11 protein-coding genes are annotated in these 12618 nt (G+C 66.5%); 6 read left to right on the forward strand and 5 right to left on the reverse strand.

The features are described 5' to 3' along the window. Positions 1 to 4 precede the first annotated feature (4 nt). Positions 5 to 1294, reverse strand: a complete 1290-nt coding sequence (locus tag F7O44_RS17350; RefSeq protein ID WP_162451551.1) for a type III PLP-dependent enzyme domain-containing protein — start codon at positions 1292 to 1294, stop codon at positions 5 to 7. Between the two features lie 44 nt (positions 1295 to 1338). Further along, complete coding sequence (locus F7O44_RS17355) at positions 1339 to 2928, reverse strand: amidohydrolase family protein (protein WP_162451552.1); 1590 nt, start codon at positions 2926 to 2928, stop codon at positions 1339 to 1341. 333 nt (positions 2929 to 3261) lie between these two features. Between F7O44_RS17355 and F7O44_RS17360 the strand changes: the two genes are divergently transcribed. Next, positions 3262 to 4014 (forward strand): sugar phosphate isomerase/epimerase family protein, encoded by a 753-nt coding sequence (locus F7O44_RS17360; protein WP_222851450.1) that lies wholly within the window; start codon positions 3262 to 3264, stop codon positions 4012 to 4014. A gap of 15 nt (positions 4015 to 4029) precedes the next feature. Here the strand turns inward: F7O44_RS17360 and F7O44_RS17365 are convergent, their stop codons facing one another. Both F7O44_RS17365 and F7O44_RS17370 read right to left on the reverse strand, forming a co-directional pair. Beyond that, complete coding sequence (locus tag F7O44_RS17365; protein WP_162451554.1) at positions 4030 to 5118, reverse strand: ROK family protein; 1089 nt, start codon at positions 5116 to 5118, stop codon at positions 4030 to 4032. A 234-nt stretch (positions 5119 to 5352) separates the two neighbouring features. Further along, positions 5353 to 6465 carry a fatty acid desaturase family protein gene (locus F7O44_RS17370; RefSeq protein ID WP_162451555.1) on the reverse strand — a complete coding sequence of 371 codons (1113 nt, stop codon included), beginning with the start codon at positions 6463 to 6465 and terminating at the stop codon, positions 5353 to 5355. 360 nt (positions 6466 to 6825) lie between these two features. Between F7O44_RS17370 and F7O44_RS17375 the strand changes: the two genes are divergently transcribed. The 4 genes from F7O44_RS17375 to F7O44_RS17390 all read left to right on the forward strand — a co-directional run bounded on the left by F7O44_RS17375 (position 6826) and on the right by F7O44_RS17390 (position 10431). Then, the gene (locus F7O44_RS17375; protein WP_162451556.1) at positions 6826 to 7467 is read left to right on the forward strand and encodes an NADPH-dependent F420 reductase; all 642 of its coding nucleotides are present in this window, start codon (positions 6826 to 6828) and stop codon (positions 7465 to 7467) included. A gap of 207 nt (positions 7468 to 7674) precedes the next feature. Continuing rightward, positions 7675 to 8931, forward strand: coding sequence for a hypothetical protein (locus tag F7O44_RS17380; protein ID WP_162451557.1), 1257 nt, complete (start codon positions 7675 to 7677; stop codon positions 8929 to 8931). A 115-nt stretch (positions 8932 to 9046) separates the two neighbouring features. Further along, positions 9047 to 9568: a hypothetical protein gene (locus F7O44_RS17385; protein WP_162451558.1), complete on the forward strand. Its 522-nt coding sequence runs from the start codon at positions 9047 to 9049 to the stop codon at positions 9566 to 9568. A gap of 62 nt (positions 9569 to 9630) precedes the next feature. Beyond that, positions 9631 to 10431 (forward strand): endonuclease/exonuclease/phosphatase family protein, encoded by an 801-nt coding sequence (locus F7O44_RS17390; RefSeq protein WP_162451559.1) that lies wholly within the window; start codon positions 9631 to 9633, stop codon positions 10429 to 10431. Positions 10432 to 10532: 101 nt separating this feature from the next. Here F7O44_RS17390 and F7O44_RS17395 read toward each other — a convergent pair whose 3' ends face one another. Beyond that, positions 10533 to 11327 (reverse strand): DeoR family transcriptional regulator, encoded by a 795-nt coding sequence (locus tag F7O44_RS17395; RefSeq protein WP_162451560.1) that lies wholly within the window; start codon positions 11325 to 11327, stop codon positions 10533 to 10535. Between the two features lie 201 nt (positions 11328 to 11528). On the opposite strand from F7O44_RS17395, the gene F7O44_RS17400 reads away from it, so the two are divergent. Beyond that, positions 11529 to 12611, forward strand: coding sequence for an autoinducer 2 ABC transporter substrate-binding protein (locus F7O44_RS17400; RefSeq protein WP_162451561.1), 1083 nt, complete (start codon positions 11529 to 11531; stop codon positions 12609 to 12611). Positions 12612 to 12618 lie beyond the last annotated feature (7 nt).

Here is a 12618-nt window from a genome sequence, read left to right on the forward strand (position 1 = left end):
GTCGCTAGAAGTAGGTCCGGATGGCGGAGACGACCCGGTGGTCGTCGTCGACCACCGGGATCGCCCGCCATTTGTCGAATGTGGTGCAAGGATGTGAGACGCCCATGATCACGAGATCACCGACCTGAAGTTCCCCCTCGGGCGCCGCTGCGGTGTGGAGAAATCCGTGCTGGTCATTGAAATGATCGACGACGACGCCGGAGAGCGCGGCGAGGCTGTCGCCGCGCATCCGGGACAGAGGCACCGGCATCCGGCCGTCGGTGGAGATATCGCGTTTGCCGGCGTCGACGATCGCCAACCCGGGCTCCGGCGTGGACAGAACTCGGGACCACACATGCAAGGCGGGCCGGAAGTCATGTGCGGCGTCACCGGCGAACGGCGAGACTTCCCGATAGGCCCCGTGGTCATGGGTGATGTAGCAGCCGGATCGGATCACGACTTCGACGGGCCGGGGGTATCGGTGCCGATCGGCGGTGAAGACCTCGACCACCTGATCGAAGAACGCGCTGCCGCCCGCGGACAGGATCGCCGGCCGGTGCGCGGGAAACGCCTCAGCGCTCATGAGCTGCTCGGCGGCCTCGCGGATGGTCCCAAGGAATTCGCGGACGGGGGCGACGACGTCCGGCACCCGCCTGGAGCCGATGACTCCCTCGAATCCGGCGACGCCGGCCAGTTCCAGCTCGGGTGCCGCCGCCACGGCACGGCCTACCTCGACAGCCACCGCGGTGTCCCGGGCACCGGCCCGGCCCCCCGGGACGCCCATCTCGACCAGCACCGGGACCGGCCGCCCGGATGAGCATTCGCTTAATACCTGCCGCATCGACTCGACGGCCGCGACGGAATCGGCGAAGACGAAGATCTCGACATCGGGGTCGGCACGCATGCTCTCGGCCACCCAGCGTAGTCCGACCGGGTCGAGACATTCGTTGGCGATGATGACGCGCCGTGCGCCGAATCCCAACATGGCACGTGCCTGCCAGGGGGTAGCCGCTGTCATAGCCCACGCACCGTGCTCGAGCTGGCGGGCAATGAGCTCAGGCGACATGGTGGTCTTGCCGTGGGGCGCGATACGGACGCCATGGTTGCCGCAGTACTGCTGCATCAGAGCCAGGTTGTGGGCCAGCGCGCTCTCGGTGAGGGCAGCCACGGGCGTCGTGAAGTCGCTCGGCAGGCGCCAGCCAGCCGATGGCACATCCGCCGCCGGCATACCCTCGGCCGACGGCGGGAAACTCTTGCAGCGCCAGTCGATGGTCCATGTGTCCGTGGCCTCGACCGCCGGAATCGTTACTCCCATTGATCTCACGTGGGCCGCCTCGTCTCTCGCATCGGGCACTTCCGTCATCGCGATCGAAGCACACGCCCCGGGCGAGCGGCGGTTTGGATCCCGCCGGCGAGGACGAGCTCGCCGTTGACCACCACATCCCGGATGCCCGACGGCGGCTGGCACGGCTCGAGATAGGTGGCGTGGTCGATGACCGTCTCGGGGTCGAACACCACGAGGTCGGCCACGGCATCGGCGCGCAGGACTCCGCGGTCGGTGAGTCCCAGCCGCTCGGCCACGGCGCCGGTCATCTTGTGTACGGCGGTGGTGAGTTCGAGGTCGCCCAGCTCGCGGGTGTATCGGCCGAGTACCCGGGCATGGGCGCCATAGGCGCGAGGGTGCGGGCGCCGGCCGTGCTGCTGGTAGGGCAATGCGGAGCCGTCGGACCCGATGAGCGTATGCGGGTGGCGCAAGAAGGTGCGCATGTCGTGCTCGACGCGGTAGAACAGGACCACTTGCACGCGGTTGCCGCCCTCACGGCAGAGCTCCAGCGTGTAACGTGCCGGACTGACGCCGGCGGCCGCGGCGGCGTCTTGCACGGTGGCGCCTTCCGGGGCGTCGAGTACGCCGTCAGTGCGGGACAAGACCACCCGATCCCAATGCCACGGGATCCGCCCGCCCGCGCCCCACCCGGCCGCGAGTTCACTCTCGGCCCGCGCGAGGATGCCAGGGTCAGCCAGCCGGGCGCGCATCGTGTCCACGCCGCCTTCCTGGACCCACGGGGGCAGATACTGGGTCAGTGCTGAGGCCGAGGCGTCGTACGGATACACATCACATGCGATGTCCGCGCCGCCGCGGCGGCCGTCGTCGAAGATCTTCAGCAACGATTCCGCTTGACCCCAGAGCCCGGGCTGATTGATGGCAAGGTGCGAGAACTGGATCCTGGCCCCAGTGCGCCGACCCAGCGTGCTCGCTTCGGCCGCTCCGGCGAATCCGTCCGCACGGGAATGGGTGGCGTAGAGCCGCCCGTACCCGGCCAGGGTGGTGCACAGGGCCTCGAGTTCGGCGGAGTCCGCGTAGCGTGACGGGACGTAGGTCAAGCCGGTGGAGAGGCCGAACGCGCCCTGCTCCAGCAACTCTGACAGAAGTGCGCGCATGGCTCCGATGGTCTCGGTGCCGGCGTGCTCGGCGAGGCCGGCGGTAGCAATGCGTAGCTGGCCATGTCCGACGAGCGGCGCGATGTTGAGCGCGATGCCGGCATGCTCGACCGCGTCGGCATACCCGTCGAGGTCGGTCCACGTCGGTTGCACGGGATCATCGCCTATCCCGGCCAGCAGGGCGAGATGGTCGTGGAGGTGACTGGGTGTGAGCGGGAACGGCGAGAAGCCGCAATTGCCGGTGACCTCGGTGGTCACACCTTGGTGGATCTTGCTCTGGGCGCGTCCGTCGAGCAGCACGCTGACGTCGGAGTGGGTATGGATGTCGATGAAACCTGGCGCTACGACGAGGCCGGAGGCGTCGATGACGGTGGCGGCCTGGTGATGCGGGGGTGTCTGAGGCTGCAGGATCGTGGTGATACGCCCATCTTCGATCAGCACGTCACCTGCGGCTGGATCGTTTCCGGTGCCGTCGATGATCAGCCCGCCGTGGATCAGCAGATCCGTCACGCGCGCCTCCCATACGGTCGGTCCCACTAGATGATGACCCATTTCCGGTTGCCGAGAAATCCTACCATCGTGGACATCCTGTGATCCGGGGCGTCCGATGAGGGCACCCCTCCGTAGCGCGCTCCGCCGCGGTAGTCATCGACCGGACGATGGAATGGGAAAGCGGATTCCGTACGCTTGGTCAGTCAGCTCCGGCTGGCATTCGCCCGAGACGGGGCGTAACCGGGGCGGACTGCCTGGTGCCATGGTCCGCGCCGGTTGCACATCGGCCGCCGGAAGGCGCAGCGAGCGGGAGTGGTGTTTGTGATCCGACCAGGGCTTTGCTCGATAACGTTGCGAGCGCTATCCGTCGAGGAGGTTCTCGACGTGGCGGTGCGTGCCGGGTTGCGGTGTGTGGAGTGGGGTGGCGACATTCACGTTCCGGCCGGCGACGTCGCGACGGCTCGGCGGGTGGCGGCGCTGACGTCCGATGCCGGCTTGGCGGTGGCATCCTACGGGAGTTACTTCCGAGCAGGCGCCAGCGACGACGACGAATTCGGGAGCGTCGTGGCCAGCGCTGCGGCGCTGGGTGCGACGCGCATCCGGATCTGGGCCGGGACACTGGGCTCCGCCGAGGCGGACGCCGCGTACCGACGGGCCGTGGTGGAATCCACCCGGCGCGCGGCCGACTTGGCCGCAGCCGAAGGAATCGCGCTGGGCTACGAGTTTCACGGGAACACGTTGACCGACGACGTCGATTCCGCCCTGCGGCTGCTGGCGGAGGTCGGCCGGGACAACGTCACCAGCTACTGGCAGCCGCCGAACGGTATGGCGGATGCCGCGGCCGTGGAGACGCTGCGCAGGCTCGGCGATATCGTTCCGGCCGTACATGTGTTCTCATGGTGGCCGGGTACCGAACGGTTGCCGCTGGGTGACCGCGCCGCGCTGTGGCAGGACACCTTCGCGGTCCTGCGAGACAGGGCGCGACCGGTCGACGCGCTGATGGAGTTCGTCCCGGGTGACGACCCATCCAACGTGGTCCGGGATGCCGCCGAGCTACGCCGCCTGATCATGATCTCGGACCGTCAGGATAACCAGGCTGGCTGACGTCCCTTACGGCGCTCAAGCGCCGCGGCGTTGCTGAGCCCGCGGCTGGATGACCCGGCGTTGTGGTGGTGGCAGGTCTCCGCGCCGATCGGTGGCGGCGGTGACGAGGGTGTCGACATGGTCGAGTGCGGCCCGGACGGCGCCGAGCGCTACGGCATCCGCGCCGAGCGTCGACAACTGGATCCGCGGCATGCGGGCCGTGAACTGCTCTAGATGACGGCGGACCGGCTCGAGCAGGGTGTCGCCGCTCTCGGACACCGCGCCTCCCAGCACAACGAGTTGGGGGTCGACCACCGCGCAGATGGTGGCGATCCCCTCGGCGAGGACCCTGGAGTATTTGTCGACGGCGGATGCCGCCACCGCATCGCCTTCGCGTGCCGCATCGAACACGGCTTTGATGTCCGAGGCATGTCGCGGATCGGCATCGAGGTGCTCGGCGGCGTGCAACCAGCCGTTGAACGGAAGATGGTGCAGCTCACCGGCGTATCCGCCGAACCCGTGCAGGACCCGGCCGCCGATCATGACACCCGCACCGATGGCCCGGCCCACCTCGATACAAACGACGTCATCGACGTCCTTTGCCGCGCCGGCCCAGTGCTCTGCCATGGCGGCCAGGTTGCAGTCGTTGTCGGCGACCACCGGGCGGTCGAACATCTCGGAGACCGTGTCCACCAGGTTGATCCCCGACCATCCGGGGAACTCGCCTACATAGATGACGCGTCCGTCGTGCACCACACCACGGGAGCCAACGGCTAGCGTCCACAGTTGGCTCGACCGAACCCTAGCCCGAGTGAGACAGGATTCCACGAGGTCACGCACGGCGTCGAAGCGCGCGGCCACGGGGGCGTCTATCGCCACCGGCCGGCTGGCAGCCGCGACGACGGCACCGCTTAGATCAGCGAGCTTGGTGGACACCCGATGCCGGCCGATGTCAACGCCGGCTACGTAGCCTGCCTCGGCTCGGAACCGGTAGTACCGCGGGGCTGGGCCGATTCGAGGGGGTGTGTTGCCTGCGCTGCCGTCCTCGGATACCCATCGCAGCCCCACGAGCTCATCGACGATCTGCTGGGCAGCGGTGCGCGACACGCCAACGGCGTCGGCCACCTGGGCCACGGTGGCCGGCCCTTGGCGGATTCTTGACAGCGCTGCGGCGGCATTGATGCGCCGGAGTAAGGAGCGGTCCCCACCGGTACTGGGGCGGGGGTCTGGTGTTCTTCTCCGCCCTGAGCGGCTAGCGCTTCGTGCCACGCTGAGACCTTACATGAACCGTGGAACGTCAGATATCGAAGATACTTATCGAAGAACTGACAGTTCACGAACTCATCACGCGAACAATGGTCAAGCCCGGTACTGGAGCGTCAGCGGACAGCGGAATGTGTCTTTGCCGGCCAGTCCGACCCGGTTCAGGTATCGCACGACCAAGCCGAATGCTTCGAACATGCCGGTCTCGGCGTAGGCGATGCCGTGCCGATTGCAGTACTCGCGCACGATGGGCTTGGTCCGGCGCAGGTTGGGCCGGGGCATGTTCGGGAAGAGGTGATGCTCGATCTGATGGTTGAGGCCGCCCATGGCCACGTCGACGGCCCAGCCGCCCCGGATATTGCGGGACATGAGCACCTGCCGGCGAAGAAAGTCGACCTTCGCGTTCGAGGGCACGATCGGCATACCGATGTGGTTGGGGGCGAATGACGCGCCGAGCAGTAAGCCGAACAGCGCCATCTGCACACCGAGGAACGCCGCCGCCTTGCCAGGCGGCAGGAAGATGAACAGCACAGCGACGTATCCGCCGAGACGAGTGAGAACAAACGCCGCTTCGCAAGCGCGGTGCTTCAAAGGCTTGCGGCTCATGATCGTCTGGATGCTGGCGGCGTGCAGCGAGAGTCCTTCGAGGAAGAGCAACGGGAAGAAGTAGTACCCCTGTTTGCGCACCAGGCGGGCACTCAGTCCGCGGCGTTCCTGGGCGATCGCGGGGGTGAAGGCGAGAGCGCCGGAGGCGATATCGGGGTCGGCACCTTCTTTGTTCGGGTTCCCGTGGTGCCGGTTGTGCTTGGACTGCCACCATCCGTAGCTCAAGCCGGTGAACAAGCCGGAGAAGACCCGGGCAGCCCACTCGTTCCAGCGGTTCGAGGCGAAGATCTGCCGGTGCGCACTGTCGTGGCCGAGGTATCCGAACTGAGCTAGAACGACCGCGAGCCCGGCTGCGAGGAACAACTGGTACCAGGAATCGCCGACGAACGCGAAGGCCACCCAGATCCCGGCGAACGCCGCGATGCCGGTGATGATCATGGACCAGTAGTATCCATACCTGCGCTTGAGTAGTCCGGAATCGCGGACCTGGCGGGCGAGGTCGGTGTATGCGCTGACGTAACGCCCGCGTGGTCCCTGTGCTTGGTCGGCAGCCGTGTTGAGAGGCGCTGCCTGGACAGTTGCGGCGGAATTGGTTGTTGGCATGGAGCCCGAGTCCCGTCTTCTGTGGGGCGAGTGCGCGTGGAGAACACGTTGTAGTTGAAGCTTCGCCCAGAACGTTCCATGGAGCCGGCTCCCGCCCGTGTCTGGCACCACTCCCTGCCCGCGGCGTCCGCCGAGGCTCGGGGGAGTGCCAACCGGCTGCACGGCCGATACCTCAACAGTACACGCGACAGTCGGGAACGACATATACCGCAGACGGGCGACAACCTGTGGTTCTGGCTGCCTCGCCCATGCGTCACTTTCCGGGCCGACTAGATTGGGCGCTACACACGCCCATGATGTCCGGAGCGGAATGCGGTTGTCGCGGGGCGTGTTCACAACAGAAAACGGAAGGGAGCCGGCATGAAGGCCGGTGTATTAGGTTCGGGCGATGTCGCGAAGGCGCTAGCGGCCGGCTTCGTCGAGTATGGCCACGAGGTCGTCATCGGTACCCGGGACGCGTCGAAGCTCGAGAACTGGGTGGCCGCTCACGCGTCCGCGCGAGTGGGGAGCTTCGCGGAGGCCGCGAGCCACGGTGAAGTCGTGGTGCTCGCCGTCAAGGGCACGGTCGCGGCGAAGGTCCTTGGCGCCGTTGGTTCCGAGGCGCTGGCGGGCAAGCCGGTGATCGACGCCACTAATCCCATCGCGGACGGGCCCGCCACCAACGGCGTCATCAGCTTCTTCACCGGGCCCAACGATTCCCTCATGGAACAGTTGCAGAGAGAGTTCCCGGATGCGCGCCTGGTGAAGGCGTTCAACTCGGTCGGTAACCAGCACATGGTGGATCCCAGGTTCGAAGGTGGTCCGCCCACGATGTTCATCTGTGGCAACAACGGCGACGCCAAGCGGACGGTGAGCCAGATTCTGGACCAATTCGGCTGGGACGTCGCCGACATGGGGGCCGCGGAAGCGGCCCGAGCCATCGAGCCTCTGTGCATGCTGTGGGTCGTGGCAGGCGTGGTCAGTCATGGATGGGATCACGCGTTCAAGCTCGTACGAAACTGACTGGTAGCGCGCGGTGGCCGCGCATTGGGGTGGAGCCGGGAGACACGACCACCGGTGGCGTACTAAGATCATCGGCGACGACTGTGAACCGAGGAATCCGCTATCGCCCAGCGGGCGATGGTTTTTCCGATTCTGGTTGTGCGCGGGTGTTTTACCTGTGAGAGTGGCAATGGGTCGATGATCGTCTTTTAACACGGAGGGGCGGACATGCGGGTAGGCCGTGATGTCCATGACAGGCTCAGGAGTCGGATCCAGAGCAGCCTGAAGATCGCGCCGGGCGAGCACATCGAACTCATCGTGCGCCTCAACGGCAAGAAGCCTGCCGTCGACTGCCTCGTGGTCACCAACGCGCGGGTACTGACTCTCGACTCCACCGCTGAGCCACTGACGTGGATTCGCCGCCAGGCGCTCGCCGACGAGATCCGGACCTGGCGCCTGACTCGTAAGTTCCGCAGCCGGCTGACGGTGACCTCGGGGTATGGCCGCACGGACGTCTTCGGCTCCAGCCTGACGGTGTTCGACGACGATCTTGTGGACGAGCATCTCACGGCGTTGGTGAGCAATCGGGCGAAGGCGAGCACCGTCAGCGCGGTGAAGGCTCTGCGCGCGGAAGCGCACTGGATGTCCAGCGCCTACGGAAGAGCCGTGTATGTCCTCGACCGTGACCAGCTCGCGCCGGGCACGGCCGAAGTGATCGACATCGACATGGTCGAACGGCAGCTGAGCCAGTTCGACTACTGGCCGAGCAGCGAGGTCCGCCGCCACCTCGCGGCGTGTTTGCCGGGCGGCGGATGCTTCCTGGCGAACGCGGATCCCGCGGAAGACAGTAGCCGCGAACCCGGGCCGGTGCCGACAGAACATGTCGAGGCCGTCCTCAGCGCATTGGTCACTGTCGACTCCGCCAAGATCAAGCGATCAGAGGGCACGGAGTCGTACGTGTTCCACCAGCTCATGTCTGTTGTCGCCCAGATCCGCGCCATGCCCACCTGGAACTCGCACCATCTCGACGAGCACCACCTTCGTGTCGATCTCGACGACGAAGTCAGGCGGATCGCATTGCGCTGCCATGAAATCGCTGGGCTGCGAGCTGAGATCGGTGATAAACCCGAGGGCTTCTCCGAAACGGGCCGGCGAGCTGCCGCGGTCCGCGAGACATCGCTGGCCTCATTGGACGCCGTCGCCAGTCGCCTCGAAGATCGGGTCAGCCTGCTGGCCGCCTACCGCGACCGCCTGCGGGCTTTGTCACGCGAGCTCGCCGACCTCGACAGCGCCACCCATATCGCGGGTGTGGCCGAGCGGGTGGCCAGCCTGGCTACCTCTGCCGGTGATGCCGAGCCCGGCTCGCACCTCGACGGACTACTGCCGCAGCCCCGCGAGGCAGCCGACGCGCTTCCGGAGGTGCTGGCGTCGGTCCGGGAAGAGGTCGACCGGCTGTGCCAGCAAGACGGCCACTTGGTCTCCTGAGGGCTGCTGACCCCTGGTCCCGAGCTGGCGGGTTTGGGCTGCGGCCCGGCGGGTATCGCCGTCGGTTATCGGGTGATCCTCCCGGGACCGGACAGTGCAGGGGTGGTTGTTCCTTATGGGTGACGATTCGCTACGCCGCGGAGAAGCACAGCAACTCCTGGCGATCTATCTCAATGACCACCTGGCTGGCGCCACCGCCGGGACCCGGCGCATGCGCGAAGTGGCCCGCATCATGCAAGAGTCACAGTTCGGCCCTGAGCTGGCCACGCTGGCCGATGAGATCGCCAGTGAACGCGCCGAACTCGAAAGCATGATGAACAGCCTCGGCATACCAGTGCGGCGTTACAAGATCCAGCTGTCTGTCGCGGCCGAACTGGCGGGACGGCTGAAACCTAACGGTCGCCTCGTGCGCCGGTCACCGTTGAGCACCCTCGTTGAACTCGAGGTGATGCGACTGGGCATCGAAGGTAAGGCGTCAGGCTGGCGCACCCTTCGCTCTATTGCCGAGAACGACCAGCGCTTGTCCGCTCGGCGTCTGGACGAATTGTCCGACCGGGCCGAGAAGCAGGCGCAACGAGTTGAAGAACTGCGGAAACGTACGGCAGAGGCAATCTTCGGTCATATGAGCCGCCGCTGAGCGCAGCCGGTCGCCGCTCCAGCGTCCGGATTGGGGCCATGCTCAGCGGGTACAGGTCGGGGATGTCCGTACGTGTGATGACGACGAATGTCCTTTCCCCGGAGCACGCGGACTGGGACAGTCGCCAGCCCGTGCTCCAGTCGACGTTGGCTGAGCTCCGCCCCGACGTGATCGCCTTGCAAGAAGTGGTCACGGCGGACTTCTTGGACTCCGGCTATGCGCTGGCGTGGCACGGCCGCAGATCTGCCGACGGGGTCGGCGCGGCGCTGGCCAGCCGCTGGCCGCTCGGAACCGTCGCGGAGACGGATCTGCAGGTCAATAACCGCACCGAAGATTTTCCGTGGGCAGGCGTGGTGGTGGCCGAGATCCTCGCGCCGGAACCTTTTCTGTTCGTGCACAACAAGCCCAGCTGGCCGATCCCACAGACCTACGAAAGGGAACAACAGGCGCTGCGCTGTGCGCGTTTCATCGAGGAGCAACGCGCCGGAAGGCGCATACATGTGGTGCTGGCCGGTGACTTCGACGCGACACCGGATTCGTCGAGCATCAGGTTCTGGACCGGTCGCCAGTCTCTGGGTGGGATGAGCGTGGCTTACCAGGACGCATGGGAAGCGCTTCACCCGGACGATCCGGGACACACCTTCTCCCCGCGTAATCCGCTTGTGCGCGAGGGCGAGATGTTCCTCGAGACCGGTCGCCGGATCGACTACATCATGGTGCGCTGCGGCTCCCACGGACCCACGCTCGAGGTCGCTGATTGCTTCCTCGCCTTCGACCAGCCGGTGGACGGAGTGTGGGCGACCGACCACTTCGGCGTCGTCGCCGATCTTCGCATGCCAGCTCGGCCGCCCAGCTCCTGGTAGGTCCCACGGCGCGATCGCCGCTGGGTTCGGTGCGTCCTGCAACCCGAGCGTTGTTGGCCACAATGTGCAGGACGCAGTGTTCGCAGAGCGGCTCCGGCGCGTCAGTGGTGCCAGTCGTCCACCGGGTCGATGACCCCGCGCACCACCCGGCCCGCGAATGCGGGGAGATCCTCGTCGGCGAGGCCTTCGTCAGTGATGATCAGGTCGGCATGGTCGACGTCAGCGATGAATCCGACGCACCTGGCGCCGAACACCGGGCTGGGCGCGAGCAGGCACCGGCGCTCCGCTGCGGCGAGCATCGCGCGATGGGCCGAGACCCGCCACGGCGCGGAAGTTGTCACGCCGGCGTAGGGGTGTAGCCCGTCCACCTCGAGGAAGACCCACCGCGCGCGCTGTGCCTCGATGTACTCCGCGCATGCAGGTCCTGACGTGATGCCGACGTCGCCGGATTTGATCTCGCCGCCGGCCACCAGGACGCGGGTCTGTGGTTGCTGGGCGAGGCGTTGCGCGATGGCCAGGTTGTGGGTGACGACGGTGAGGTCCTCCACGTCCAGCAACAACGGAAGCAGCGCATCGGTGCACGGACCCGCGCTCAGGACGATGGAGTCTCCGTCGCGGATCATCCGCCTGGCTGTGCTGGCGATGGCGCGGTGCCGGCTGTCCTCCGTCGTGGCCGGTGGGATCAGTGTGGGCGGGATCGGCGAGCCGTCGTCGGGGGTGTTGAGGCGGACGCCGCCGTGCAGGCGTAACACGAGGTCGTGCCGGACCAGAGCCTGCAGGTCTCGCCGGATGGTGGAGACGTCGACGTCGAGCCGTGCGGCGAGGTCTTTGACCTCGACGTACGCGCCATCGCTGATCTCGCCCAAGATGGCGCGCTGCCGAGAGCTCAACCGCACGCTTCCTCCTTAACGATCACGCCGTCTCCATGGCGACATCATGTCACGCGTTGGTCATCAATGTAGTGGGCCATTGACGCCGATGCACGAGTGCGCTACGTTCTCTGCACGAAATCGTGCAGACATCTTCCCGTCATCGCGCAGTAACCGATCTGGTCGTCGGCACGAGCCATGCGCGAATCACCCAAAGGAGAGTGGCCCATGCGTCGAACCCTGATCGCAGCCGCCGCGGCCGGTTTGCTGACCGTTGCCGCCTGTGGAACCGCTGACACCGATGCACCTGCCGACAACCCGGACGGGGAGCAGGCCCCGGCCGATGCAGGCGGCGGCGACGAGGACACCGGTGACGTCCCGGACGAGGACGTCGAAGAAGGCAGCTACGTCAACGTCGTGAAGCTGACCGGCATCGCCTGGTTCGACCGTATGGAGGCAGGTGTACGCGCCTTTGCCGACAGCTCGGGAATCGACGCGACCCAGACCGGACCGTCGACAGATTCCCCGGAGCAGCAGGTCGCGAGTATCCAGAGCTTGATCGCGCAGCGGCCGACCGTGATGGGGGTGGTTCCCTCCGACCCCGGCGCCATGCAGGCGGTCATCACCCAGGCTCGCGAGGCGGGGATCGTCGTCGTCACCCATGAGGCGCCGCAGATCCAGGACGCCGACGCCGACATCGAGCCGTTCGCCAACGACGTCTACGGTGAGACGATCATGGAAGACCTCGCGGCGTGTATGGGCGGCGAGGGTGAGTACGTGCAGTTCGTCGGCAAGCTCACCGCGGAGACCCACATGGAGTGGAGTGACGCCGCACTCGAGCTGCAGCAGAGCGATTACCCGGACATGACTCGCGTCTCCGACCCGGTCGAATCCGACGACAACGCCGACACCGCCTACGAGCGCACCAAACAACTGCTGCAGTCGCACCCGGAGCTCGTCGGCTTCCAGGGCGCGTCGTCGCAGGACGTTCCCGGCATCGCCAGGGCCATCGAAGAAGCCGGCCTGGAAGACGACACGTGTGTCTTCGGCACCGGTGTGCCGAGTGAGACGCGGCAGTTCCTGACCTCCGGCGCCATCGACGCGATCTACCTGTGGGATCCCGCCCTTTCCGGGCAGGCGATGCTCGAGGCTGGGCGGATCATCGCCGAGGGCGGCGAGCTCACCGAGGGCACCGACCTGGGAGTGGAGGGCTACGAGAGCCTGGTGCAGTCCCCGGACAGCGATTTGGTGTTCATGGGCGACGCCCAGCTGAAGATCACCGCCGACACCGTCGACGACTACGACTTCTGAGGGTCGC

This window comes from Phytoactinopolyspora mesophila, from assembly GCF_010122465.1.
In the GTDB taxonomy this organism is placed as follows: Bacteria; Actinomycetota; Actinomycetes; order Jiangellales; family Jiangellaceae; genus Phytoactinopolyspora; species Phytoactinopolyspora mesophila.

Bases quoted from the DNA above. Each gene is read 5' to 3' on its own strand.
- F7O44_RS17385 (WP_162451558.1), top strand. From the start codon at position 9,047: ATGGGTGACGATTCGCTACGCCGCGGAGAAGCACAGCAACTCCTGGCG.
- F7O44_RS17380 (WP_162451557.1), top strand. From the start codon at position 7,675: ATGCGGGTAGGCCGTGATGTCCATGACAGGCTCAGGAGTCGGATCCAG.
- F7O44_RS17370 (WP_162451555.1), bottom strand. From the start codon at position 6,465: ATGCCAACAACCAATTCCGCCGCAACTGTCCAGGCAGCGCCTCTCAAC.
- F7O44_RS17375 (WP_162451556.1), top strand. From the start codon at position 6,826: ATGAAGGCCGGTGTATTAGGTTCGGGCGATGTCGCGAAGGCGCTAGCG.
- F7O44_RS17400 (WP_162451561.1), top strand. From the start codon at position 11,529: ATGCGTCGAACCCTGATCGCAGCCGCCGCGGCCGGTTTGCTGACCGTT.
- F7O44_RS17350 (WP_162451551.1), bottom strand. From the start codon at position 1,294: ATGGGAGTAACGATTCCGGCGGTCGAGGCCACGGACACATGGACCATC.
- F7O44_RS17390 (WP_162451559.1), top strand. From the start codon at position 9,631: ATGTCCGTACGTGTGATGACGACGAATGTCCTTTCCCCGGAGCACGCG.